The sequence below is a fragment of the Helicobacter sp. 13S00477-4 genome (genome assembly GCF_002272785.1).
In the GTDB taxonomy this organism is placed as follows: Bacteria; Campylobacterota; Campylobacteria; order Campylobacterales; family Helicobacteraceae; genus Helicobacter_J.
Map to the genome: position 1 here is coordinate 80,380 of NZ_MLAS01000008.1, position 26,392 is coordinate 106,771.

The 26,392-nt window shown below is 31.9% G+C and carries 23 protein-coding genes; 10 read left to right on the forward strand and 13 right to left on the reverse strand.

Features of this window, described 5'->3' with window-relative positions:
- Positions 1–5 precede the first annotated feature (5 nt).
- From BKH44_RS05335 to BKH44_RS05360, 6 genes are all read left to right on the forward strand, one after another.
- Positions 6–749 carry a (Fe-S)-binding protein gene (locus BKH44_RS05335; protein ID WP_095270874.1) on the forward strand — a complete coding sequence of 248 codons (744 nt, stop codon included), beginning with the start codon at positions 6–8 and terminating at the stop codon, positions 747–749.
- A complete protein-coding gene (locus tag BKH44_RS05340) occupies positions 749–2,203 on the forward strand; it encodes a LutB/LldF family L-lactate oxidation iron-sulfur protein (protein WP_095270877.1) in 1,455 nt (484 codons plus the stop codon). The genes BKH44_RS05335 and BKH44_RS05340 overlap by 1 nt, the downstream gene beginning before the upstream one ends.
- Entirely contained in the window at positions 2,196–2,834 is a 639-nt protein-coding gene (locus tag BKH44_RS05345) for a lactate utilization protein C (RefSeq protein ID WP_095270879.1), read from the forward strand. Before BKH44_RS05340 ends, BKH44_RS05345 begins: the two co-directional genes overlap by 8 nt.
- A 10-nt stretch (positions 2,835–2,844) precedes the next feature.
- Entirely contained in the window at positions 2,845–3,300 is a 456-nt protein-coding gene (gene bcp / locus BKH44_RS05350) for a thioredoxin-dependent thiol peroxidase (RefSeq protein WP_095270882.1), read from the forward strand.
- A gap of 69 nt (positions 3,301–3,369) precedes the next feature.
- The gene (locus BKH44_RS05355; RefSeq protein ID WP_095270884.1) at positions 3,370–4,212 is read left to right on the forward strand and encodes a biotin synthase; all 843 of its coding nucleotides are present in this window, start codon (positions 3,370–3,372) and stop codon (positions 4,210–4,212) included.
- Positions 4,193–5,035 (forward strand): YihY family inner membrane protein, encoded by an 843-nt coding sequence (locus tag BKH44_RS05360; RefSeq protein ID WP_257842603.1) that lies wholly within the window; start codon positions 4,193–4,195, stop codon positions 5,033–5,035. Before BKH44_RS05355 ends, BKH44_RS05360 begins: the two co-directional genes overlap by 20 nt.
- Before the next feature lie 181 nt (positions 5,036–5,216).
- Here BKH44_RS05360 and bioV read toward each other — a convergent pair whose 3' ends face one another.
- The 6 genes from bioV to BKH44_RS05390 are packed head-to-tail and all read right to left on the reverse strand — an operon-like array spanning position 5,217 to position 12,704.
- Entirely contained in the window at positions 5,217–5,732 is a 516-nt protein-coding gene (gene bioV / locus BKH44_RS05365; protein WP_095270890.1) for a pimelyl-ACP methyl ester esterase BioV, read from the reverse strand.
- Positions 5,722–7,323: an AAA family ATPase gene (locus BKH44_RS05370; protein WP_095270893.1), complete on the reverse strand. Its 1,602-nt coding sequence runs from the start codon at positions 7,321–7,323 to the stop codon at positions 5,722–5,724. Before BKH44_RS05370 ends, bioV begins: the two co-directional genes overlap by 11 nt.
- 55 nt (positions 7,324–7,378) lie before the next feature.
- Positions 7,379–8,635, reverse strand: a complete 1,257-nt coding sequence (mtaB, locus tag BKH44_RS05375) for a tRNA (N(6)-L-threonylcarbamoyladenosine(37)-C(2))-methylthiotransferase MtaB (RefSeq protein ID WP_095270895.1) — start codon at positions 8,633–8,635, stop codon at positions 7,379–7,381.
- A gap of 1 nt (position 8,636) precedes the next feature.
- Positions 8,637–10,226, reverse strand: a complete 1,590-nt coding sequence (locus tag BKH44_RS05380; RefSeq protein ID WP_257842604.1) for a mechanosensitive ion channel domain-containing protein — start codon at positions 10,224–10,226, stop codon at positions 8,637–8,639.
- Complete coding sequence (aroB, locus tag BKH44_RS05385) at positions 10,223–11,269, reverse strand: 3-dehydroquinate synthase (RefSeq protein ID WP_095270901.1); 1,047 nt, start codon at positions 11,267–11,269, stop codon at positions 10,223–10,225. Before aroB ends, BKH44_RS05380 begins: the two co-directional genes overlap by 4 nt.
- Positions 11,270–11,276: 7 nt before the next feature.
- On the reverse strand, positions 11,277–12,704 hold the full coding sequence (locus BKH44_RS05390) for a TrkA C-terminal domain-containing protein (protein ID WP_095270903.1): 1,428 nt from the start codon (positions 12,702–12,704) through the stop codon (positions 11,277–11,279).
- An 82-nt stretch (positions 12,705–12,786) separates the two neighbouring features.
- Between BKH44_RS05390 and tgt the strand changes: the two genes are divergently transcribed.
- Together tgt and dapF are read left to right on the forward strand one after the other, a co-directional pair.
- Positions 12,787–13,917 (forward strand): tRNA guanosine(34) transglycosylase Tgt, encoded by a 1,131-nt coding sequence (gene tgt, locus BKH44_RS05395; RefSeq protein ID WP_095270905.1) that lies wholly within the window; start codon positions 12,787–12,789, stop codon positions 13,915–13,917.
- 120 nt (positions 13,918–14,037) lie between these two features.
- Positions 14,038–14,814: a diaminopimelate epimerase gene (gene dapF / locus BKH44_RS05400; RefSeq protein WP_095270908.1), complete on the forward strand. Its 777-nt coding sequence runs from the start codon at positions 14,038–14,040 to the stop codon at positions 14,812–14,814.
- On the opposite strand, the gene BKH44_RS05405 is transcribed toward dapF, so the two are convergent.
- From BKH44_RS05405 to BKH44_RS05435, 7 genes are all read right to left on the reverse strand, one after another.
- Positions 14,796–15,380: an outer membrane beta-barrel protein gene (locus BKH44_RS05405; RefSeq protein WP_095270909.1), complete on the reverse strand. Its 585-nt coding sequence runs from the start codon at positions 15,378–15,380 to the stop codon at positions 14,796–14,798. The genes dapF and BKH44_RS05405 overlap by 19 nt on opposite strands.
- Positions 15,381–15,399: 19 nt before the next feature.
- A complete protein-coding gene (locus tag BKH44_RS05410; protein ID WP_095270912.1) occupies positions 15,400–18,474 on the reverse strand; it encodes an efflux RND transporter permease subunit in 3,075 nt (1,024 codons plus the stop codon).
- On the reverse strand, positions 18,474–19,175 hold the full coding sequence (locus BKH44_RS05415) for an HlyD family efflux transporter periplasmic adaptor subunit (RefSeq protein WP_095270915.1): 702 nt from the start codon (positions 19,173–19,175) through the stop codon (positions 18,474–18,476). The genes BKH44_RS05410 and BKH44_RS05415 overlap by 1 nt, the downstream gene beginning before the upstream one ends.
- A 13-nt stretch (positions 19,176–19,188) precedes the next feature.
- Positions 19,189–20,544 (reverse strand): TolC family protein, encoded by a 1,356-nt coding sequence (locus tag BKH44_RS05420; RefSeq protein WP_095270918.1) that lies wholly within the window; start codon positions 20,542–20,544, stop codon positions 19,189–19,191.
- 229 nt (positions 20,545–20,773) lie between these two features.
- Positions 20,774–22,111, reverse strand: a complete 1,338-nt coding sequence (locus BKH44_RS05425) for a UDP-N-acetylmuramoyl-L-alanyl-D-glutamate--2,6-diaminopimelate ligase (protein ID WP_095270920.1) — start codon at positions 22,109–22,111, stop codon at positions 20,774–20,776.
- Positions 22,089–22,721 (reverse strand): histidine kinase, encoded by a 633-nt coding sequence (locus BKH44_RS05430; RefSeq protein ID WP_095270922.1) that lies wholly within the window; start codon positions 22,719–22,721, stop codon positions 22,089–22,091. Before BKH44_RS05430 ends, BKH44_RS05425 begins: the two co-directional genes overlap by 23 nt.
- Positions 22,722–22,730: 9 nt before the next feature.
- On the reverse strand, positions 22,731–23,003 hold the full coding sequence (locus BKH44_RS05435; RefSeq protein WP_095270924.1) for a NifU family protein: 273 nt from the start codon (positions 23,001–23,003) through the stop codon (positions 22,731–22,733).
- A 242-nt stretch (positions 23,004–23,245) separates the two neighbouring features.
- Between BKH44_RS05435 and BKH44_RS05440 the strand changes: the two genes are divergently transcribed.
- Together BKH44_RS05440 and BKH44_RS05445 are read left to right on the forward strand one after the other, a co-directional pair.
- Positions 23,246–24,826 carry an inorganic phosphate transporter gene (locus tag BKH44_RS05440; protein WP_095270927.1) on the forward strand — a complete coding sequence of 527 codons (1,581 nt, stop codon included), beginning with the start codon at positions 23,246–23,248 and terminating at the stop codon, positions 24,824–24,826.
- A gap of 106 nt (positions 24,827–24,932) precedes the next feature.
- Positions 24,933–26,246, forward strand: a complete 1,314-nt coding sequence (locus tag BKH44_RS05445) for a hemolysin family protein (protein WP_095270928.1) — start codon at positions 24,933–24,935, stop codon at positions 26,244–26,246.
- The last annotated feature ends 146 nt before the right edge of the window (positions 26,247–26,392 follow it).

Sequence of the window (26,392 nt, forward strand, 5' to 3'; positions counted from 1 at the left end):
ATAAGATGAAGGTTTATTTTTATTCAACCTGTTTAGGTAGTGTAGCATATAGTGATACTTGTGTGAATGCGATCAGGCTGTTACAAAAAGAAGGGATAGAGGTTATTTTTAAGAAAGATCAAACTTGCTGTGCTCAACCAAGTTATAATTCAGGCTATTATGAAGAAAGTAAAAAAATAGCTTTATATAATATAGGGATTTTTTCGCAAGATTATCCTATTATTCTCCCAAGTGGTTCGTGTGCTGGGATGATGAAACAGGATTATTTGGCTTTATTTGAGGGTAGTGAACGTTATGAAGAAGTGAGTGCATTTTGCTCACGGGTATTTGAACTTAGTGAATTTTTGGATAAAAAAATAGGTGTTAAATATGATGATATAGGTGAGCCTGTTAGGATCACTTGGCATTCAAATTGTCATGCTTTGAGGGTAGCAAAAACTATAGATTCTTCAAAAAGTCTTCTTAAAAGTCTCAAAAATGTCGAACTAATTGAACTGGATAAAGAAGAGGAATGTTGTGGTTTTGGTGGCACATTTAGCGTAAAAGAACCTCAAATTTCTTATGCTATGGTGAGTGAAAAAATATCTGACATTCAAACCAAAAATGTTCAATATTTAGTTGCTGGAGATGCTGGTTGTTTGCTTAATATTGGTGGAGCTATGAGCAAGATGGGCATAGAAACAAAACCGATACATTTGTATGATTTTTTAGCTCAAAGGATTGGTCTTTCAAACGGAGGGATTTTATAATGAGTGAGAATATTTTGTTTCATTCAACAAAACAATATGAAGTTGCCATTGCAAATAAACTTTCTGATGAGCAACTCCGGAAGAATCTAAAATCTGCAATGGATACATTGAAAACCAATAGAAAAAATCTTATAAAACAAAGGTATACAGATTGGGAGGGGTTGCGTGAATTGGGTAAAGAGGTTAAACTCAAAACACTCTCACATTTGGATGAATTTTTGGAAAGATTTGAAAATAATGCGACAAAGAATGGTTTTAAAGTTCATTGGGCAAATGATGCAAAAGAGGCAAATGAAATTATCTATCAATTGGCTAAAGAGAGAAATATTACCACTATTTTAAAGGGTAAATCAATGGCAAGCGAAGAAATTCATCTCAATGCCTATTTGAAAGAAAAAGGGGTATTGGCAAATGAAACAGATTTGGGAGAATTGATTATTCAGCTTATTGATGAACCTCCTGTACATATTGTGACCCCTGCAATCCATAAAAATCGCTATCAAATTGGTGAAATTTTTAAAGAAAAATTACAAGCCCCTCTTGAAAGTGAGCCTGATAAACTCAATGCAATAGCTAGAAAATATATGCGTAAAAAGTTTAAAGATTTTAAAATGGGTTTATCGGGTGTCAATTTTGCCATTGCCAATGAAGGAGCTATCTGGTTAGTTGAAAATGAGGGTAATGGCAGGATGAGTACAACAGCTTGTGATATCCATATTGCAATTTGTGGGATTGAGAAAATTGTTGAAAGTTTTGAGGACGCTTCTATTTTGAACACTTTGTTAGTCCCAAGTGCTGTTGGAGCATCTATTACTTGTTATAATAATATTATCGCAGGACCTAGAAAAGAGGGAGAGTTAGATGGTCCACAAGAAGTCCATATTGTGATGCTAGATAATAATCGTTCTAGTATTTTGGCAGATTCGCATTATTATCGTTCTTTGAGTTGTATTCGTTGTGGGACTTGCCTTAATCATTGCCCTGTATACGATAAGATTGGAGGACATGCTTATTTATCTACCTATCCTGGTCCAATTGGTGAAGTGATTTCTCCTCAGCTTTTTGGGTTGGATAATTGTGGTTATATGCTCAATCTTTGTAGTCTTTGTGGAAGGTGTTCAGAGGTTTGTCCAGTAAAAATTCCTTTAGCTGAACTCATCAGAGATTTAAGAAGTGAAAAGATTGGTGAGGGTAGGATGAAGGTGAAAGGCTATAAAAATACTCATAGAAATAAAAGTGAAAAATTTGCAATGAATGTATTTGCTTTTTTGGCTACAAGTGGCATAAAATGGAGAGTATTATTGTGGGGAGTGAATGTTTTTTCACCCTTGATTGAAAAAATGGGGCACATTTTACCAGGATTGAAAAATTGGACTTTATATCGGGCAACCCCAAAAATAAATGCTTCATTGCACACAAAGATAAAAAATATCAAAGGAGTGGTTTATGAGTAGGACGCAGATATTATCAAGGATAAAATCAGCACTCAACAAAAATCATATCTTTCCAGCCAATCCTCATTATAAAAATGTCTTAAACCCTCAAAATCAAGATTTGTTGAGTGAATATAAATATTTTCAAGCCATCAATAAAGCAACAATTATAGATACTACATTACAAAAACTTCCTGAAGATGTTTTAAAGACTTTTGATAGTATTGGAGCTCAAAGGGTTTTATATGCTTTAAATTTGCCTTTTGATTTTTCTAAATTTGAGTGTGGGATTGAGAAAATTCCTTATGATAAGAATATTGAAGTGATAAGATCAGAGCTTTTTAAGGTTGATACTTCTATATTAAGAGCAGTGTGTGGCATAGCAAATCTTGGTATTGTTGGTGTTGTATCTTCGCCAAATTGTCCAAGACTTTCTTCTTTGATTGCTCCAAATTGTGTCATTTTATTAGATAAAACAATGATCGTTCAAAATCTATTTGAAGGGACACAGATTTTGAAAAATCAAGGTAAAGATGGAAAACTACCAACAAATTTATTATTCATTGCAGGACCTTCAAGGACAGCTGATATTGAATTGCAAACGGTATTTGGTGTGCATGGTCCTCAAAAAGTAACAGTTATTTTATATTAAAGGAGTTCAGATGAAATTACAGGTAGGTGATATTGCCCCAGATTTTAGATTGAAAAATCAAGATGAGATAGAAGTTGGATTGAAGGATTTAAATTCTAAGGGTATTGTTTTATATTTTTATCCCAAGGATAATACACCTGGATGTACTACAGAAGCAGAAGATTTTACTCAATTATTAGAGTATTTTTTTCAAAAAGGATTTGTAGTAGTGGGTATCAGTCCAGACAGTCCAAAAAGTCATAAGAAGTTTATTGAAAATAAAGGACTCAAACATATTTTACTTAGTGATCTTGATAAAAGTATTGCAGAAAAATATGGTGCGTATGGCAAAAAAATGATGTATGGTAAAGAAGTATTTGGTATCATAAGATCTACTTTTATCATTAATAAAAATGGTCAAATTTCTAAAGTATTTTATAATGTCAGAGTAAAAGGACATGTAAAAGAAGTTTTAGAAAGCTTATAATTTAAAGTTTCACAAAAGATATGATTTTAAATTGGTTATAATCATACTTTCTAAAAGGGAAGGTATTGCATGGATGATGGAATATTTTTATGCTCAATTTCAAATGTAAGTAGTGGTAATTGTAGCGAAGACTGTGCGTATTGCACCCAAAGTTCACACTATCATGCTGATATTGAGAAATACAAATTCAAAGATCCTAAAAAAGTTTTGGATGAAGCTAGAAGATTGAAAGAGTATGGTGCATTAGGATTTTGTCTAGTCACTGCAGGTAGAGGGTTGGATGATAAAAAATGTGAATATATTGCTAAAACAGCCAAAATGATTAAAGACGATGGCTTGGATTTGCATATTATTGCTTGTTGTGGGAGAGCAGATATTGATTCGCTTATATACCTTAGGCAAAATGGTGTGGATAGCTATAATCATAACCTTGAAACTTCTAAAGATTTTTTTTCAAAAATCTGCACTACTCATCCTTGGCAAGAAAGATTTCAGACTTGTGAAAACGCTTTGAGTGCAGGACTTGGTCTGTGTAGTGGTGGTATATTTGGACTAGGTGAGAGTTGGGGGGATAGGATTGAGCTTTTAAAGGCTTTGCAAATCCTCTCTCCACATTCTACTCCCATTAATTTTTTTATTAAAAATCCTGCTTTGCCTATTGGTCAAGAGACATTAACACCTGAAGAGGCTTTAGAATGTGTGGTTTTAGCAAGGGAGTTTTTACCCAAAGTTCGTTTGATGATAGCTGGAGGTAGGGAAATTGTTTTTGGTAAAGATCAAAAAGCTTTATTTGAATGTGGGATTAATGCAGTGGTATTAGGGGATTATCTGACTACTAAAGGCGATGCTCCGCAAAAAGATATTGAAATGATACGATCATATGGACTTGAAATTGCTCAAAATTGTCATTAATATCTTTGATATATTCAAAAGTTTTTCAAAAAAGATTTTGAAAAAAATCCAAGAAATTTATAATTTCCTCACTCATGAACAAGAAATGTTTTATTATGCAGCCTCATTAAGTTTTTATACAATTTTTGCACTTATCCCATTAATTTTGATTGCATTTTCTATTATGCTTAATTTCCCTGATTTTAAAATCCGTCTAGAAGGTATTAAGATATTGATGCTTTCAAGTATTTTGCCTACCCATACTGATATTATTGCTTCTTTTTTAAATACATTCATGGAAAACAGTTCAAAACTAGGGAGTATGGGATTTATCTATATTATTTTTACTTCTTTGATGTTTTTTCGTAACTATGAATATATTACCTCTAAAATGTTTAATTCTAAGCCTCGAAAGTTTTTTGATTCTTTGATTGTTTATTGGGCAATGATGACTTTATTTCCTATAGCTTTTTTCTTAAGTATTTATTTTAGTGGAGAGGTCCAAGGTATCCTTAAAAATAAAGTAAATGAAGTGCTTTTACCAGATATTTTACTATGGCTAGGGACTTGCATATTGTTTTTGATTTTATTTCGTGTTTCTGCAAATAAATTTTTGAATAAAAAAGCATTACTATTTACTTCGTTCTCTTCTGCAAGTATTTGGTATTTATTCAAATGGGGATTTGTTTATTATGTATCTTATAATAAAACGTATCCAACCCTTTATGGATCAGTATCTGTATTATTGATAATGATGCTTTGGATTTATATTTCTTGGTTGGTATTACTTTTTGGTATGAGGACTTGTGAGGCTTTCATAAGTAATTTTGGTAAAAAATATTAATTTATCTCCTTTAAACAATCTTATATTTTGCCAGCTAGAATTAGGATTGTTTTGAGATTTGAAAGAGATTTCTAAAATGCCAAATAAATCATATGATGATGTTTTTACAATTTAAAATTGTAATATTTTTATGAAAAGACAAACAAATTATTCCATAAAATCTATTCATACTAAAGTTATTTTATTTAATTTTTAAAAAATGATTTGCAGATTTTATAAAATATATTCTTCCATATGGGGCAAAAAAATCACAAGCATAGGAAGTATCTACAATTTTATCACACCCTCCTAGATATACTTCAATCTCTACCCCATATTCACTTATTTGTTTTAATTTATCATTATCCCAAGTGTATCCTAATAAGTTTTGAAGTTCTTTTAAGTTTCCTTCATAAAAATATTTTTTCATTGTATCTTCAAATCCTGCTAAATATAAAAATTTTTCTATATATTTTTTATAATCTTTTTTAAAAGCATTGATTTGTATCTCTTTATAAGTCTTACTTTTGTTATTAAAAATAGCTGGAGAAAATAAAATTAAACGTTGAATCCTATCTCTCCCTAATCCCTGATAAACCCATTCAAAAGCTTTTTGTGCTCCATAACTAAAACCATATATATCATATTTATTTAAATTTTGTATAAAATCTTCAAAAATACTCTCTTCATTATGAAAACAAAACCCACTAAAATACATTTTTTGAAACTTCTATAATTATATCTTTACTAAGTTTTTCTTTTTCAAAGAGTTTTTTAGCTAATAAAAGGATATTTTCTTTAGTATTTTCTAAAAATTCTCTTTGTTCTTTTAGTGCTTTTGAGAGGATTTCTTCGACATCATTGCCATTTGAAATGATGTGTTTGGACATTGCATATTCTTCACACATTGCTTTAGCAATATTGGTAGCTTTTTTGATATCTTCTACACAGTGAGTATATTTTTCTTTAAATATTATATCTAAAGCAATTGCACCACTGAGATAGACTTTTATTTTATTGTTCAATTCACTTTTGCTTAAGACTTCTTTGTCAACATCAAGAATAAAGTCCCCCATAAGTGTTACTTTGTCAAACTCAATATCAAGCCAATATGCACTGATAGCTTTTGCAGCTTGATAAACAGAAAGGATATTTTTTTCTTTTTCATCAAAGCTTCGGATTTTTCTTTTGCCAAGTGCTACTTTGTCTTTTACATCCAAAATATCTTTAGATTCAATAAAATTACTATTCCTTTTGAGTGCATTCAAAGCACTTTCGTTGATGAGTGAGGCAATCATAGCTCCACTGAATCCTACACATATTTTAGCAACCTCAAGCACATTCAACTGATGTTTTTTTCCTTCAAGATAAACTTCTAAAATTTTGACTCTTTCATCCAAATCAGGAAGTTGGACATAAATCCTCCTGTCAAATCTACCGCTTCTTAAAAGTGCTTCATCAATGACTTCAATTTTATTGGTTGCTCCAATAATAATCACCCCGTTGCTATCTTCAAAACCATCCATTTCTGTAAGTAACTGGTTGAGTGTTGCTTCTCTTTCATCATTCCGACTCCCTCCTCTAGCTTTCCCTACAGCATCAATTTCATCAATGAATATGATAGAAGGGGCATTTGCCTTTGCTTTTGAAAAAAGTTCACGTACACGTTTTGCTCCCATTCCTACATAAATTTGCACAAAACTACTCCCACTTTGATAAAAAAAAGGCACCCCTGCTTCGCCAGCAACTGCTTTTGCAATCATTGTTTTACCTACACCAGGAGGTCCTACTAATAAAACACCTTTAGGTAATGAAATCCCTAATTTTTGGTATTTTTTAGGATTTTTAAGATAATCAATGATTTCAAAAAGTTCTTCTTTGACCTCTTCAATTCCTGCTACATCTTTGAATTTAACTGTTGAATTGATTGGTTGGTTCATATTGTTTGTTTCGCTACTTTTGTTTTCTTGGAATAAATTGGTTTGATTTAAAGTTCTGATAGGTGTTTCTGAAGGTTTTTTTATCATCAGATTTAAAGCCCTTAAAAATACTGCCATTCCAATTAAGATTAAGATAATGACACCAATGCCTGAAACTATTTCTCCTAAATTGGTATGGGTTTTTATCTTTATGGGGAGATTTTGAAGTTTTTGAATTTCAAAGGTGATTTTAGCTGTTTTATAATATTTTGATCCCGTATTTAAATAAATATAATTATCACCTATTGAGAGGTTTTTTATTTCACTGGATTTCAAAATATTGTCAAACTCATCAGCACTTATAAGCTTTGAGCCATCCTTAAATAACATAAAAATTCCTAGAATTAGGACTATAAATAAACTTATAATTCCTACCAATAAATTTTTAGATTTCAATTCTATTTACCTCTTCATTTACTTCATAATTAGTAGTTTGTAACCACTTTGGAAATGGACATTTAGTAATGATTTTAACTTTGTTGAAATATTGGTCTAAACCATTATAAACTCCATTTTTACCATTTTCAACTAAAATATTTAAAATTTGATTAGATTTTTTAATTTTTTTTCTAAAATCCATATTTTTTTGTTTTACTAAGTGATTGATACTATGGAGTCTTTCTTTAGCCAAGTTTCCATCCACAACAGGTTTCATATAAGCTGATGGTGTATTATTTCTGATGCTATAGATAAAAGGATGTATATGTGTTAGGGGTAAAATTTTAGCATTTTCAAAAGCTTTTTGCCAAGTTTGCTCATCTTCGCCCGGATGTCCTATAATAAAATCTGTTCCTAATGCAAAACCTTTATTAGCAATATTTTCTAAAAGAATACAATCACTATCAAAGCGATTTTGTCGATTCATTCGTTGAAGCATTGAATTTTCTGTATATTGAAGGGCAATATGAAGATGTTTTTCTAAAAAGTCACTATCAAGTAACTCTAAAAATTCCTCATCAATCTGTGCAGGTTCCAAGCTCCCAATACGAATCCTTTTAATGCCTTCAATTTTAGAGATAAGTTTTATCAATTTAGCAATACTATTCCCTTTGTCTTTGCCATAGCTCCCAACATTTGTCCCAGTCAAGACTACTTCGCAAATCCCTGTATCTCTAAGGACTCTGATTTGTTCTAGAATCTTAGCTTCATTCATACTTCTTCCTTTACCCCTCACAGAAGGGATAATGCAATAGCTACAAGCAAAATCACAACCCTCTTGAATCTTGATAAATGCACGTGATTTACCAACAAATTCGCTTACAATCGTTGTATCTAGATGTGAAGCGTTAAGGTCATCATCATAAAAAAACTTTTTTTTGACATTCAAAAAATCATCAATTTTTTCTTTTTGGCTATGACCAAATACTCCAAAAGTAAGATTTTTTTCAAAAAGATTTTTTCCTTGTGTTTTTACCCCGCAACCAGTAAAGTAAATCTTTTTTCCGCTTGAAAAGACCTTATTAACATAGCTTCTAACTCCGCTATCAGCACCATTGGTAACTGTGCAAGAATTCACTACAATAATATCAGCATTTTCTTCACTATCTGTATAATCAAATCTTTTAAGATTTTCCCTCATTACTTGTGTATCAAAAAGATTTGTGCGGCAACCAAAAGTCTTGAAAAATACTTTTTGTCTCATTTCAATCCTTTTCATCTTTAGTGGTTGAATTTTTGAATTCAGAAGGCTTATTACCAAAGCCATCACTGCCATCTTTGATGAGTTTGGTTGTGGTATAAGCAATGAAGATATCAGGTTCTTTGAGTAGGTTTTCAATGATCTCAGCAGAAATAGTACTTCTTATAGTAAGGGTTGAATAAGCATTGGTTTGATACCAGACAGATATTTTTATTCCATTGGTTTCTATGATACTGAAAGTTTTTGGTTCTATGCTAGTGTTCCTTAAAGAATATTTATCGCGCATTTTATTGAGTTGTTTTCGTGTGATTTCGGTGTAACCTCTTGAATATTTTGTTGCAGCATCTGATGCAATGCACAAGGCTTTTTTATAGTTAGAATCAAAAGTAATAGTAAAGTCAATCCCATCCCAAACTGTTTTCATCCCGCCGTGTGTATAGTTTGAAAACATTGTGGTGAAAACATAATTATTAGGAATGAAGACTATCCTTCCTGCGCGGCGGTTTTCTAAATAAGTTGTGAGCGTGACATCTTCATACATTGTAATACGTAACATTGAAATATCAAGTACATCACCTACATAAACATTGCCATCTTTGCTAACACGTATCCTATCACCAACATGTATACTCCCACCAATCACGATAACAAACCATCCTAGAATGCTCATAAACAAATCTTTCATTGCGATTGCTAAGCCTGCTGAAGCAAACCCTAGAAAAGCTACCAGGTAGGTTACATTTTCTAAATATGCAAATAAAAGTATCAAAATAATAATACTTACATTGAAAAAATTAATGATTTTACTGGTTGTGTAAGCTCTTTCATTATCGTGTATATAGCGACGAACAAAAATTTTCAGCATAAGGGCAAAGCCTATACTGATGATAATAGCTAATCCAATATAAATTAATTTAAAGACTTGGTTTTTTATTTGTATAGAAAGTCTTTGTGTTATTTCATCATTATCTTTGGTGTAAATATCAATGGTTGTATTTAAAATATTTTGAGCACTTTGAAGTTCAAGTTTTTTCGATTGTGTTTGTGAGATTTCTTTGGAAATTTCTTTTGATTTTTTTAACGTATTGAGTTGAATCAAAAGATCATATTTTTTATTCAAATCTTGAAGAATTTCTTCAAGATTTTTTTGATTTTTTTTGAGGGTGAATTTTTGATTCTCAAGATTTTTGATAAAAGAAATACCTTCAATGATAGCCACTGGATTGGAAATATTAGGAATATCTTCAATTTTTGGTTTTTCAATCAATTCTTTGAATGGATTTGTCTTGTATTCGTCTAAAAGTTCTTCTTGTTGTTGTAAAGCATCAAGCCTATGTGTTAGAGTATTGATTTTAGCAGTATTGGGATTTTTGGCATTTTTTAAGTTTTTGAGTTCTAATGTTAGTTTTTCAACCTCTGTATATATTTGATTATAAGTGTCAAAATTTATATATTTTTTGAGCCAAATATTGTTACTTGAAGCAAGTTTTTTGTCGATATTGGTGATTTGAGATTTTATTTCTTCAATTTCAATGTTATTGTTTAGTCCATAAATAAAAATTATAAGTGTTGTTAATAAAAAAATAATTTTCAAATTTGACTCCATTTTGACAATATCTTTAAGATATTTTCTTTAGAGATATTATCGACAATAATTAAATCTCCAATATTTTTTGGTAAGATAAATTTAATTTTTTGATTAAAAGTTTTTTTATCTAATAAAAATTTCTCATAAAATATTTTGATATCTATAATCTTATAATCCAAGTTTAATCCATATTTTTCTAAAAGCAATTCAATGCGTTTATAATCTTTAACACTCAAATAGCCATATTCAAGAGCCAAATCATTTGCCATTCTCATTCCTATTGCTACAGCTTCACCGTGCAAGAACTGTTTATAGTTAGTTTGGTTTTCAATGACATGTCCAAATGTATGTCCATAATTTAATCCTGCTCGAATTCCACTTTCTTTTTCATCTAGTTCTACTACTTTAGCTTTGATATTGACACTTTTGATAATTGCTTTTTGAAGATTTTTTGTCGAATTCAGGTCATTTTTTTCTAACCAAGCAAAAAAATCACCATCAAAACAGACTGCCATTTTTATCATTTCTGCCACACCTGCTTTAAACTCTCTTTGAGGTAGACTAGATAAGAAACTTGGATCAATATATACAGCTTTTGGTTGGTGAAATATACCGATGAGATTTTTGCCAAAACGATTGTTAATGCCTGTTTTTCCACCTATAGAGGCGTCAATTTGGGCTAGAAGGGTTGTGGGGATAGCTATAAAATCAATTCCTCTTTGATAAATCCCACTGCTAAATCCAACCATATCGCTCACAACACCTCCACCTAGAGCAATCATTAAAGATTTTCTATCCAAGAGAAAATCAAAAGCAGATTCTAAGATTTTTTCAATCGTATCAAAGTTTTTATAATCCTCACCATCAGGTACAAGATATGTATAGACTTCTTGGGCTTGGATATTTTGCAATACTTTATCTAAATACAATCCTGCTACTTTAGTATTGCTTATGATTAAGACTTTATTTGGGTAGATAATTTTTTGGAGTTTTCCAATGAAAATTGGATATTCTTCATAGGATGTATGGATGATTATTTTTTCTAACATTCCATTCTTACTCCATAATTGGGATGAAAATCTGAGGGTTGTTATCTAGCATAAAAGATATTTTTTCTACTTTTGTTGATAAAAACCAAAAAAATCTTGTCCGTGTAATGCAAGCCTCAAAAGGTAAAAATTGCAATAATGGTTGCTTGCTTTCTTTTAAGAATAAAATAGGATTTTTAGAATTTGTGCGATTGATATTTATTTTTTTATCGAAAATCCGTGAAAGATTTTCATAATCTTGTATGATTTGTACTTGGTGATAACCATCAGGATCAAAATCATATAAAGCAACACCTAAATCCATTTGTATAGCAATATCAAAAATCACTGAGGAAATATTTTCTTCTTCATTCATCTCTTCATTCAAGACCACCATACTTTCTTTAACATCTTTTATATTTCTCCAAGAGGTTTTTAAGACCGGTGTAGCGATTTCAAAAAGAGCTTTCCGACAATATCGTGAGCTGAAAATTTCTTTTCCAATCACGACTAAGCCTATTTTTTTTTCACTATCTTTTTTGAGTTTGGCGATAAAATCTAATCGATTGTAGTCTAAGGTTACATTTACGTCACTTTGAGCTAAGGATTTTATTTTCTCGAGTAAATCAAAATTAGCGGGGTTTAAAACTCTTATGTAGAGTTTATCGCTTTTGGTATGTTTATGAAAATATAAAGCTTGTTCAATATCCCTCATTACGGATTTTTCAGATTGCAAAATTATATCTACATAAACATAAATATCTCTCCCAAAAGGAGCTGGGAATTGACCAATGTCGCTTTTTATTTGTCGGTATACATTGTCTAAAACTTTTGGTTCGCCTGCTACAAGTAAAACATCTGTTGGTTGAATGACAGTAGAATAGGTGCTTAGGATGAATTCTTGATGTCGGTAAATCCCTACTATTTTATAGTTTTTCTGTTGGATAGAGCCAATATGACGGTAAGCAAATACACTTCCAAAAGGAACTCCTATTTCCATCACTTCTCCAAGCTCTAATCCAAAACCTTGTGGTATTAAGGGTACATTAGGTAACCTAGCTACTAGCCTACCAGCAATAATGCTTGCTTCTTCCATTAGGACAACTTTCTCATCTTCAAAAATTTTTGGTGAGACTATTTCATCTTCATATGCACTTAAAACAATACGGATATCTTTATAACGACTTTTGATGATTTCATAAACAGTTTCTCGTTCAAATGGATCTTCCATAATGATAAAAACATCGCTAATGTCTCTATCTAGTGTATTTAAAAGTCTATATGCAGAGGTAGGATCAAAAATCTGGAAATTAAATGTACCAGGTATTTGGGCAGGGATAAGACTTTCATCTTTTGAAATTATGATATAAAGATTATTGCTAAAGTATTTTTCAAGCACAGTATCTAAAAATTTTTTTGCTACAATTCCATCGGCAATTAAGACAATTTTTTTCAAATTACCCCTTTTCAGAATGAATATCAAATATCAATATCTCTGGTTTAAAAAGCTTTTATGATTATACCAAAAGGTTTAAAATATGAATTTTATAATTGATGCTCTAGACAATCAGGCTCGTGCTACAACTATCACATTAGCTCATTCTATAGTCCAGACACCTATTTTTATGCCTGTAGGAACTCAAGCTTGTATCAAAGGGCTTGATAGTATAGATATTAAAAATCTCTTAAGAACCAACATTATTTTAGCTAATACTTATCATCTTTATCTCAGGCCGGGTGAAAATGTGATTCATTCTTTGGGAGGTCTGCATGGATTTAGTGGTTTTAATGGCAGTTTTCTTACAGATAGTGGAGGTTTTCAGGCATTTAGTCTTGGTAAAAATATGAAAAAATGTGATGAAGGTATTGGGTTCAAATCACACATTGATGGGAGTAGTCATTTTTTTACACCCCAAAAAGTTCTTGATATTCAATATCTGCTCAATAGTGATATTATGATGGTGCTTGATGATCTTGTAGGTTTGCCTGCTTCTATAGAAAGGCTTAATCTTTCTGTTAAAAAAACAACTCAATGGGCAAAGGCAAGCTTGCAATATCATATTTCAAAAAAACAAAGTGGGTTAGCTACTACTAATCATCTTTTTGCTATTGTTCAAGGAGGTGTGGATGAGGGATTGCGTGCTATCAGTGCGAATTCTTTGGTTGAATTAGGAGACTTTGATGGTTATGCTATCGGTGGATTAGCTGTGGGTGAAGATACAAAATCAATGTATGAGATTATTGAATGCACTACTAAACTACTTCCAATACAAAAGCCTCGTTATCTTATGGGTGTAGGTACACCTGAAAATATGATAGAAGCTATTGATAGAGGGGTAGATATGTTTGATTGTGTGATGCCTACTAGGAATGCTAGGAATGCGACACTTTTTACCTCTATGGGTAAAATATCCATCAAATCGAGTCGATACAAGTTTGATGACACTGCTATTGATATGAATTGTGATTGCTATACTTGTCAAAACTATTCCAAAGCATATTTACATCATCTTTTTAGGAGTAATGAAATAACCTACCATCGATTGTCAAGTATCCATAACCTCAAATATTATCTCAATCTGCTTAATGGTGCTAGATCTGCTATCATCAAAGGTAAATTTGCCCAATATAAAAAACAATTTTATGCTAATCTTGAGCAACAGGAATAAAAAATTATCCCAACAAGCACAAAATTAAAAGATAGGTGTTTTAACAATATTTTAAAATGATTTGAAAAATTAAAACAACAAGTGCTAGAATCATAAACTTAACTATAAAAAAGGAATGATATGGTATTACATAAATATTCTGGGAGTGGGAATGATTTTTTGATCTCACATAGTTTCAAAAAAGATTCAAGATCAGAGTTGGCTAAGAAGCTTTGTGATAGGCATAGTGGTTTTGGTGCTGATGGTTTTGTAGTTTTGCTCCCACATACAAAATATGCCTACGAATGGGAATTTTATAATTCTGATGGCTCTGGAGCAAATATGTGTGGAAATGCCAGTAGATGTGCAGCTCATTATGCCTATTCTCAAGGATTGGCTCCAGCAAAGCATACTTTCCTTACTCAGGCAGGCGAAGTGAAAGTGAGTGTGATGGGTGAGGTTGTTTTGAGTGATATAGGAACTTATCAAATCATAAAGAAAATGAATCTCAAAGAGAAAGAATATGGAGGGGATTGGTATTTGATAGATACTGGAGTGCCACATTTAGTACATTTCGTTGATAATGCAGAAAAAATCCCTAAAAATAAAACCCACTTTTTAAAAGAAATGCGTCTCCACTATAATGCGAATGTAAACATTGCATACATTCAAGATAAAGAGAATATTTTTTTAAGTACTTATGAAAGAGGTGTGGAAGGTATTACATTGGCTTGTGGTACAGGTATGGCTGCAGTCTTTGTGATTGGGAATCTATATTATAATATAAATCCAAAAGCAACTTTAATTCCTCTGAGTCAAGATAAACTCACCTTGAGTTTTGAGGGTAAAAATATATTATATGAAGGTAGAGTGCAGCGGATTGGTATTTGTATTCCATTTCAGAATAAGTATGAATAAGATGCAAATAAATAAGAATCTTTATAAAAAATATGTGGATTATTTACAGATTTAATGGCTTTAAATGGGATTTTCGCACCGATTTCTATGCGATGATTATTTTGTATTTTTCCACCTAAGCCGAAATTTAAGATACCCGTATAGCCCATCACAGTTGCTTTATCTTCGGGAGTTGTTTTTACAACATTGGCGTGTTGGAAATATCCAAATCCAATCCCGCCAAAGAAACCAAATGTATTATCTTTGATATGCAAAATATCTGCTAACAAGTCTAGATTCAAACTCAATAAAGAAGAAGTAACAGTGTCAAGCCCTGATGGTTTTATGGACATAAAATAATCCAGATATGTTCTTAAGCCAACATAACTTGAAGGCATAAATTCATACCCACCCTTCATACCCCAAATAAAGGCTTTATATGAATTTGAAAGATCTTTTTTGTCATCAACGATTTTAACAATATCTCCAGCACCTAAGCTAACGCCAATAAATATTTTATTTTCTTGTGACTTATCTGCTTGAAGTGCAGAGAATAGTAAAAAACATAAAACGAAAACTTTTTTCATTTTCTATCCTATTGATTTCTTAAAATTTATCACCTTCTTTTGGTTTATAAAGTTTTTTGATACGATCATCAAGAGGGGCTAAAATTTTATAAAAAACAGGCACAATCAAAAGACTTAAAAACATTGATACTAATAAACCACCAGTCATTGCTATTCCAATAGGGGATTTCATAGCTGAACCATCACCTGTAGCAATCGCTAAAGGAAGCATACCAAATACCATTGCTATAGTCGTCATCAAAATGGGTCTGAGTCGTGACTCACCAGCAAGTATAATTGCTTCGAAAATATCATGACCTTCTTTGCGTCTGTCGTTAGCAACATCAATAAGTAAAGTAGCATTTTTCCCCACCATCCCAATGAGCAATATGAGTCCCATCATTGAAAACATACTCAAAGGTTGTCCGACAATACCGAGTGCAAAAAATGCACCTGAAAAACTCAAAGGCATTGTAACCATAATAATCAAAGGCTCTAAAAGTGACTCATAGAGAGCTGCTAAAATAAGGTAAATCAATATGAAAGCTGTAGCTACAGCGACTCCAAATGCTTGAGCAGTTTCTGCCAAATTATCAGCATCCCCACCAAATGCAATACTTGCACCTGGAGTGAGCCATTCAGAGCTATGAACAGTAACCATTTTTAGTAAGTCTCCTAGAGAAATCCCAGAGCCTTTAGTAACATCTCCATATACTGTAACACTCCTTTGTCGATCGTAACGAGTGATGTTTGATGGGGTTATATCTTGTTTTATATCAACCAAACCATCTAAAAACATTAGTTTGCCATCTTTGTTTTTAATCTGAAGACGTTTGATATCATCTACAGATATTCTTTTGTTGTCAGGTACCCTCACAGTTATGTAGTATTCTTTGCCATTTTCTTTAAAATATGCCGCTTGATTGTCTCCAGAAAAAGCAGCATTTACGACCTTCCCTATATCTTGGGCTGTAACACCATATTTATTAGCCACCTGTCTTAAAACAGTGAGTTGGAATTGTGGTTGCATATCTGATGTGCTTGTATGATAGTTTATAAATTTTCCTTTGAGTTCAGGACTATCTAGCAAGAAAGTTTTGAGTTTTTTGACACTTTCATCCACCATTTTTTGTGTAGGTGCGAAGACATATACTTGAAAGGGTGAATTATCACCACCACCTATTAATGGTACTTCTGAGGGGATGATGGAAGTCATTATTTTTGCTTCAGGCATTGCTCTTAAGGTTTCGCCAACTTCTTTCATTATTTCAAATTGACCCTTTTTTCTTTCTTTTTCAGGTTTGAGTTTGACATAGATTTTAGATTTGAAGACACTTTGGATTTTACCATAGCCAACTTGAATCGTTGTGTAGTCAACATCAGGACGTTTTTCAATTTCTTTTTGGAAATCTACAGTTCTTCTTTGCATATCATAAATGCTGATGCCAGGTTTGGTTTGTATCCATACATAAAATTGACTCCTATCTTCTTTAAGCATAAAGTCTGAACCTAACTTGCCTGCCAAAACTATAGATCCTGCAAAAATTGCAAAAACTAAAACAATTACAATGATTTTATTATTTAAAACTACTTTAAGGATTTTGATATATATGTTTTCCATTCCTTTAAAAAAAGGTTCACTCCAATAATAGAATTTTGATTGTTTTGGGTTTACAATAAGTGAACTTATCATTGGTATGATAGTGATAACGACTACATAAGAGATTGCTATGGCTAAGGCAACTGTTACTCCAAAGCTTTGGAAAAATCTTCCAATAATCCCTGTCATATTTCCTATCGGTATGAATACTGAAAGCAACATTGCTGAAATCGCCACGATTGCAAAACCAATTTCACGAACTCCTTCATAAGCAGCCTCTCGTTTGCTCATTCCTGCCTCAAGTTTTTTGTGGATATTTTCAATAACAACGATGGCATCATCAATTATGATACCGATTGAGAGCGTGAGTGCAACCATTGTAAGCATATTTAGAGAATATCCCATTAGTTGGACTAGGGCAAAAGTTCCCATCACTGAAACAGGGATACTGATGGCTGAGACTAAAGTGATTGTGATATTCCTCAGGAATAAAAATACAACTGAAACTGCCAATATTCCGCCCAGCATTAAGTCAAACTCAATATCTTTGATTGAAGAGCGGATGTATTCTGTAGTGTCTAAGAAAGTTTTGATTTCATATCCAGGACTAGCTGCTTTTATAGCTGGTAATTCAGCATAAACACCATCAGCTATTTCTACTTCATTAGCTCCAGAAATTTTTTGGACTTCAAAAATAACACCAGGCTTCTCTCCGAACGCAGCATAAGTAAGATCTTCTTGAATACCATCTTCAATAACAGCAATATCGCTGAGTTTTACATTGTGTGCAACTCTTATATTAGCTACTTCATCAATTTTGTAGCTATTAGCATCTGTAAGGATAGAAAAATCATTTTTATCATTCACTATCCTACCACCATCTACTTCAAGGTTTTCAGCTGCGAGGGTATTCCAAAGATCGCTGTAAGTGATACCGTATTTATTCATTAATGTAGGATCAGCATAAATACGGATTTGTCTCTCTCTATAGCCATTTAGCTGTACGCCACCAACACCATAAATTTTCTGCAACATTGGTTTCACAATATTTTCAGAATGTTTCATCATATTAGGAATAGGTATTTTATCACTACTCAGGAAAAGAGAAATGATAGCTTGCCCATTAGTATCAAATTTGTCCATAGAGGGTTGCTGGATATTAGGGTCATCAAATTTGACTGAAGAAACCTTATTTATAACATCATTCATTGCTTCATCAATAGGCTTTTCTAACTGAAATTCAATGATGACCAAGCTAATATTCCTTGCACTATTTGAAGTAACTTTTTTGATACCATCAATGCCCATTACAGCTTCTTCTATCTTATCGGTTACTTTACTTTCAATAACATCTGCACTGGCTCCAGGATAAGTTGTACTTACCATAATAATAGGAAAATCAATATCAGGGAATAGTGCTGTTGGGATTTTTTTCAAGCCCATTATCCCAAAAAATATGATTGCAAGTGCGAACATCAAAGTTGTTATAGGGCGAGTGATAGCAAATTTATACATTATTTTGTCCTTATATAACCATCGCCAAATATGCCTGGTACCATATCATCCGGAACAATGGCTTCAGCTGTTACTTTTCTTGTGCTCTCGTCTATTGTTGGGTAGATTTTAGTTATTTTGACAACTTTTTTATCACCACCTCCATCAATAGAATAGGTATATTCATCGCCTATTTTTATTTTATCAATGTATTTAGAATCGTATTCTAAAACCATTTTTTTCTGATGGCTTACAAGCCTAAAAAGGGTTGTGCTGTTTGCACTTACACCATCTCCAAGATTAATATTCCTGCTTGCAATCACACCATCAAATGGAGCTTTTAAAATACTTTTATCAAGCAATGAGATGTAATAGGCATAGTCTGCTTCTAGTTTTTTATAATCAAAATAATACTTATCAAGTGTATTTTTGTCTATAGCACCACCTGTTTTGCTATATCTTTCATATTGCTTTTTGGCAAATACATATTGTTGGTGAATGGAATCAGCTTGTGCAAGTTTATCTTTGTTTGCTAATACTAGAAGCTTGTCTCCTTTTTTTACTATGCTATCAACATCTACATACATTTCTGAGACAATTCCAGAGGTATCTAAAGTCAAATTAGCGTCTTGAACAGCTTCAATATTGAAAATTGCATAGATATCTTCTGCCCATAGCATAGACATACTCAAAATAGCTGCTATTATAAATCTTACTTTCATTCTTTCTTGCTCCTTATTTTATATAGTCTTGAATTTTTTGGCCACTATAGAAAATATAATTGGCTTTTTGTAATTCGTAATTATTCAAACTTTCATTATAAGTAGCTTCTGCATTAAATTTTGTGCTTAAAGCTTGCAAATAATCTGTAAAAGTTATCAGTTGTACATCATATTTTTTCTTGATATTTTCATAAGAAATAACTGCAGATTTTAGGCTTGCTTTGGAAGATTCAATCTTTGCTTTAGCAATTTCTAAAGATTTTCGATAAAGTTTTTCATCTTTTTTTTGTTCAAGCTCTTTGTAAATGAGGTTCTTTTGATTAGCCATTTGACCTAATTTTATGTATTGTTTTTGTAATGTTAAACCAATATCTTCAAAGAGTTTCATTGTAACAGTAATGCCAACTGTATTTTGGATTGTTGGATAGAGTTGTCCAAACCCTCCCATAGCATAAGCTGGTTTTTGGATATTGTATGTCCAAGTGTCAAACAATGATACTGTTGGGTAATAATTTAATTGTTTGTTTTGATACATTTGAACATTGATTTGTTCTTTCAAAGAAGTAAGATCTTGACGTTCTTTGATTTCATAAACTGGATTTGCAATAGTATCTCTTTTGAGTGCATCAAAAGTCGTGTTTGTTAAATATTCTAACATCAATTTGTTTTGCTCAATAGAAAGCTTCACATCAGAGATTTGATATTCGCTTAAAGAGCCTTGTGCTTTAAGGGATTCAAGATCATCAATTGTGCTTAATCCTTGTTCATAAAGTTTTGAAACTCTTTTGATATCTGAATCTATTTGATCAAGTTTTTTTTGCAAAGAAACAAGTTGAGAGACATTATCAAAATATTGATAATATTGTTGAATAACCTGTAAATAAATATTTTGTTTGGTGTATTCGACATCAGCTACGCTTGATCGATAAGAGGCTGATTTTTCTTTGATGGTATTGATGGTTTTGAATCCATTAAAGATATCTAGATTGAATTTTGCATTCGCCGTTTGTGTATTAAAGTCTTTATATGTTGGAGTATCCCTATTGTTTTTCTGAAAGGTATAATCAAGATCTAATGAGGGTAAAAAGCTAATTTTTGCAATAGTATGGTTCTTTTTTGCTTGTTGCATACTCAGTATTTTTGATTGCAATGCATAATTGGAATCTGCTGCCTTTAAAAGATCTGGTAGCCCGAGTGATTTCTTAGCATTTTGTGCATATTGGTTTATTTGCGAAGAAATATTTAATTCTTCTTTTGTGGTTTCTTTCTCGCTGTTAGGATTAGGAGATAGTATTTTTGTTTCCAAATCATTTGCAAACAAATTCCACATAGGTAAAGAAGCTAATAGAAGCAAGCCTAAATATCTCATTTATTCTCCTAAAAATTCAGTGAATTAAATTATCGTATCTTAACAATTGAATTGTGAAGTATAGCATAAAAAATAAAATAGTTGTATATGCAATCATTTTTTAGATATCCGCTAAAAATATAGAGCTTTCTTTTAATGTTTTAGTATTATTTAAACCAAAATCAGGAAGGATAAAATAATAATTTTAAAGGATTTAAACATAATGCAGTTTAAACCTGGTCTATATATTTTATAAGGGTTTTATTTGCTTGATATAGTTTTTGATAATTTCTCTATCATCAAAATAAAAATTTTCTTTCCCTATAATTTGATATGTCTCATCACCTTTTCCTAAAACTAATAAAACCTCATTATTTTCTAGTTCATTCATCGCTTGTTGAATAGCTTTTTTTCTGTCAGGTTCTAAAATGATGTGATGGGTAGTGTTTTTAGGTATGCCTGCGAAAATTTCATCAATGATGTTATTGGGTTCTTCAGAACGTGGATTATCAGAAGTGATGTAAATTTTTTCAGCATAGTTGTAGGCACAAGCACCCATTTTTGGTCGTTTAGTTTTATCTCTATCCCCTCCTGCACCAAAAACAACAGAAATTTTCTTTGATTTAAAACTTTCAAAAATCTGTTTCATTCCATCTTCTGTATGTGCGAAATCCACTATAATTAAAGGGTCATGAGACACAATCTCCATCCTGCCACTCACTCCTCCAAAGTTTTCTGTCTTTTTTGCAATAGTTTTTAATGGAGCTTTTGTTAAACATTTGATGCAGGCTATTGCAGCAAGAATATTGTAAAGATTATGCACCCCATAAAGGCAAGAGTCTATAAAGGCTTCTTCAGGGTTGTTATGATTTTCCTTCCAAAATATATGGGCATTGATTCCTTCATTAAATGAATAGGCTGTAGGGCTTAAGTTTGTTTTTGAATTTAGAGCGTAGCCATAGGCATTTTTTGGATTGAAAAAGACTTTAGGTTCATCTTTATTGATAATTTTTAAGCTTTCATCTTTAAAAAAACTATTTTTCACCCTAATGTATTCTTCAAAAGTTTTATGATAGTCAAGATGATCGCCTGTGATATTAGTCAAAATTTTTGCAGAAAAATTTAGTCCCGCTATACGTTCTTGCTCAATTGCATGAGAGCTTACTTCCATTATAAAATATTCACAATCTAATAATGCAGCTTTTTCTATATTTGCATAAAGCTCTAAAATTCCTGGAGTGGTTAGACCTTTAGGTTTGAGTTCTTCATCATTAGCAAAAAAACCTCTTGTGCCTAATAATGCACATTTATATCCCATATCTAATAAAATTGAATAAATGATTGCACCAGTAGTCGTTTTACCATTAGTGCCGGTAATGCCAATGATTTTAGGGGTGAGCAAAAAATAATTTTTCAACTCATTTGCATCCACGATATCAAAACCATTTTCTTTGAGTGTTTTTCCATAAGAAGCGTTTCTTTTTGTTTGAAGAAATAAGACATTTGGATCTTTTTGAGCTTCTGTAGAATCATCACTTAAAAATAGATATGTTTTAGAATGATATTTAATTTGTTTTGGTATTTTCACTTTGTTTTTTTGCAGCCTTTCGTAAGATTTCATTTATTTTTTTATCATAAAAAATCATATTACGCATATTTTCAATATAGCTGATAGACATTTCATAAAAATCATTTTCCACCAAAAGATCTAAAAAATTATAAAAATCATCTTTGTGAGTAAAAATTATTTTTGTACTGAACATCAAATTTTGAAAGACTTCTTTGAAATCATGTTTATCACACATTTTTTTAAAATCAGCAAATAAAATACCATCAATGCTTTCTGCCTTTACAGAATCTTCGTTTTTGAGTGCATAAGATATTTTATTGAGATTGGTATCAAAAGAAGCGATGAGTTCTAGAATCTGTTTTTGTATTTTTTCTCTTGCTGAACGAGGTTGTGTGCTTAGCATTGATTGATAAAATTCATAGAAACCATATGCTTCTGTAGGGAAATCATTAGCCATATCTGAAAGTAAAAGTCCAATTTTTGTTTCCAAATCATCCTGATCTAAAAAAATAGCTTCTGAAAAAAATTTCAAAGCATTTTTATAATCCTCATTGTTAAAAGCTTTGAATCCTTTTTGAATTAAGGTTCGCTTTTTTGGATTATTATTGATTTCAAATGTATGCCCCATAAAATCTCCTTAAAATCCAAATTGTTCTTCTTGTCCATAAAGAACATTGATGAGCTTGATGTCAGGATGAATGTCTTCTTTTAGACATTTTTCTACCCCATATTTTAAAGTATTTGTACTCGCAGAACAACTTTTGCACGCTCCTTCAAGACGAACATATACTTTTGAATTTTTTATGCCCAGTAATGTGATATCACCCCCATCTAAGGTGAGTGTAGGACGAACCTTTTGTATGCATATTTCTACAGGCTTTTTAAGTTCTTCATCAGTAAATGGGAACATCATTTTCTCCTTGAGCTGTTTTGTAATATAGCACAGGTTTTTATTGTATTTGCGTTTTTGGTATTTTACAAAATTTTTTTATTCTTAGTATAAACTTTTAGAAAATAAAATCAGGAAACTGGCTAGTATTTTAAAACATAACCATTAATTATAAATCAGGATTATATAAGTTTGCTTTAGTGAATTTTTGATATGATTACTTCAGAAACTACAAATATTTTGTATCTGGAGATTGCAGATTCGTGGAAATAAAAAATATCAAAAAAATCCAAAAAAGAAATAAAAAAATCCAAAAAGAAAGTCTTAAAATTACCATTGTGCTACTATTTGTGATATTTATTTCAATCATTGCTATTAATTTTGGCAATACTTCCAATATATTATTATTAATATTTGCAACGATTGTTGGCGGGTATATGGCTATGAGTATTGGTGCTAATGATGTGGCTAATAATGTGGGTCCTGCTGTAGGTTCTAAAGCTATAAATATGTTGAGTGCAATTTTTATTGCAGCAATTTGTGAGGCAAGTGGGGCTATTATTGCTGGAGGAGATGTGGTCGATACAATAAAATCAGGTATTATTAGCCCTTTAAGTATTGCTGATCCAAAAATATTTGTGGGTGTAATGTTGGCTGCACTTGTTTCTGGAGCGATATGGGTGCATTTAGCAACTTTGCTCAATGCACCTGTATCGACTACACATTCTATTGTTGGAGGTATTTTAGGTGCTGGGATTGCAGCCGGTGGGCTGGATGTTGCTAATTGGGGAGTGCTAGGGAGTATTGCTGCTAGTTGGATTATTTCACCTATATTGGGTGGTATCATTGCGGTTATTTTTTTGATGACAATCAAAAAAACCATTACATATAAGCAAAATAAAAAATTAGCTGCTAAAAAAATAGTCCCTATCCTTGTTTTTTTAATGACTTGGTCTTTTAGTATGTACCTTTTGCTGAAAGGACTTAAAAAAATATATGCTATTGATTTTACAAGTGCATTGAGTATCAGTTTTATGTTTGCTTTAGTTATTTATTTTATTACCAAGCCTATCGTGTCAAAAAAAGCTGATAGTCTTGAAAATACAAAAGAAGGTATCAATACTCTTTTTACTATACCATTGATTTTTGCTGCAGCTTTATTGAGTTTTGCACATGGAGCTAATGATGTAGCCAATGCTATAGGACCATTGGCTGCTATCAATCAGGTTTTAGGTGATATTCAAAGTGTTGGGAAGACAGCAAATGTACCATTATGGATTATGGTTATAGGGGGGCTTGGTATATCTTTAGGGCTTGCCCTTTATGGACCCAAACTTATCAAAACTGTGGGTAGTGAGATTACAGAATTAGACAAAATTAGGGCTTTTTGTATTGCTATGTCAGCAGCCCTTACGGTATTGGTTGCTTCAGGATTGGGATTACCTGTGAGTTCAACGCATATTGCAATAGGAGCTGTTTTTGGCGTGGGTTTTTTGAGGGAGTATCTAAAAAAAAGATATAATCAAATGTGTCAAACCATTATTGAAGCACATGTCGGTGAAGATTCTAAAGCTATTGAAGATTTTTTATACAAGTTTCATCAAGTAAGTGTTAAACGCAAAGGGGCAATGCTAGAAACCCTCAAAAAGAAAAATAAAAAATCATTATTACTAAATTTAAATAAAAAAGAAAAAAAATCTCTCAAAAAAGTATATAAAAATGAATTAGTAAAAAGAAATGCTATCAATAAAATCATTGCTTCTTGGATTATTACGGTTCCAGCTTCTGCGGCACTAGGAGCCATTTCATATTTTATCATCAAAATAATATCTCCTGAAGTGTAAATACTTAGGACTATGATTTTATGATAAAATATTTCTACTTTAAAATTTTAAGAGCATTGTTTAAAAATCAAGGAGTAATACTTTGGACCCGTATCAGTCGGTTTTAATGTTTGTTTTTGCAATTTTTTTAGTTTTTTTGAATGCTTTTTTTGTTCTTTCTGAATTTGCCATTGTCAAGGTAAGGAAGTCAAGACTTGAGGAATTGGCTAAGGGTAATGAATTTAATGCTAAATTAGCTTTGAAAATTTCTCATCAATTAGATACCTATTTGAGTGCTACACAGCTTGGCATTACTCTTTCGTCTTTGGCACTTGGATGGGTTGGAGAACCAGCAGTTGCAAAGCTTTTAAGCTTACCATTAGAAAAAATTTTGGGCGATAATCCTATTTTAATTCATACAATCAGTTTTATAGTTGCTTTTACTTTTATTACTCTTTTACATGTAGTGCTTGGAGAGATTGTGCCTAAATCTATTGCAATCGCAAAATCAGAAAAATCTGCTTTATTTGTCGCAAGACCTTTGTATTCTTTTTGGATTGTGCTTTATCCTGTTATTCGACTTTTTGATATTTTAGCTGCTTTTTTTCTTAAAAAGATTGGCATAGAGCCTGCAAGAGAACAGGAAAATGCACATTCTGAAGAAGAACTCAAAATCATTGTTGGTGAAAGTTTAAAGGGTGGGATTATTGATTCTATTGAGGGTGAAATCATCAAAAATGCCGTTGATTTTTCTGACACTATTGCTAAAGAAATAATGACACCTAGAAAAGATATGATTTGTTTGAATGCAGAAAAAAGTTATGAAGAAAATATTAATGTTGTGATGGAGAGTGCTCATACACGATATCCTTATTGTGAAGGCAGCAAGGATAATATTATTGGAATGATTCATATTCGTGATTTGCTCACAAGTTCTGTATTTGATGCAAATAAACATGATCTCAAGGCGTTGGTTCGCGAAATGATTATTGTGCCAGAGAGTGCATCTATTTCACAAATACTCATCAAAATGAATAAAGAACAAATTCATACAGCTCTTGTTATTGATGAATATGGCGGGACTGCAGGTTTGCTTACTATGGAAGATATTATTGAAGAGATCATGGGGGATATTTCCGATGAGCATGATGTAAAAACAGAAGATATACATCAAATTGATGCAGATACTTATGAGTTTGATGGGATGATGGATTTGGAGAGTGTAGAAGAGATCATGGAAGTTAGTTTTGATGATGAATGTGAGCAAGTTACTGTTGGGGGTTATGTGTTTGGTTTGCTTAGTAGGCTTCCTGTTGTCGGTGATAAGGTGAGTGATAAAAATTGTGAATTTGAAGTTTGTGATATGGAAGGAGCTAGGATTAAAAAACTAAAAGTGAGAAAGATACACAAACAAGTTCAAGAAGAATTCAGTGAAAACTGATTAATCTTCTTATTCCCTCACTCCCGGTCTCACACTTTGCCAAACTCTATTGCTGCTAGAAGGTGTCCTATTGATTCTTGGAGGTTGTGTTTTGATTTTAGGTCTTTGGTTTGTTTTCTCCTCTTTATATTTAAAATGATTCTTTT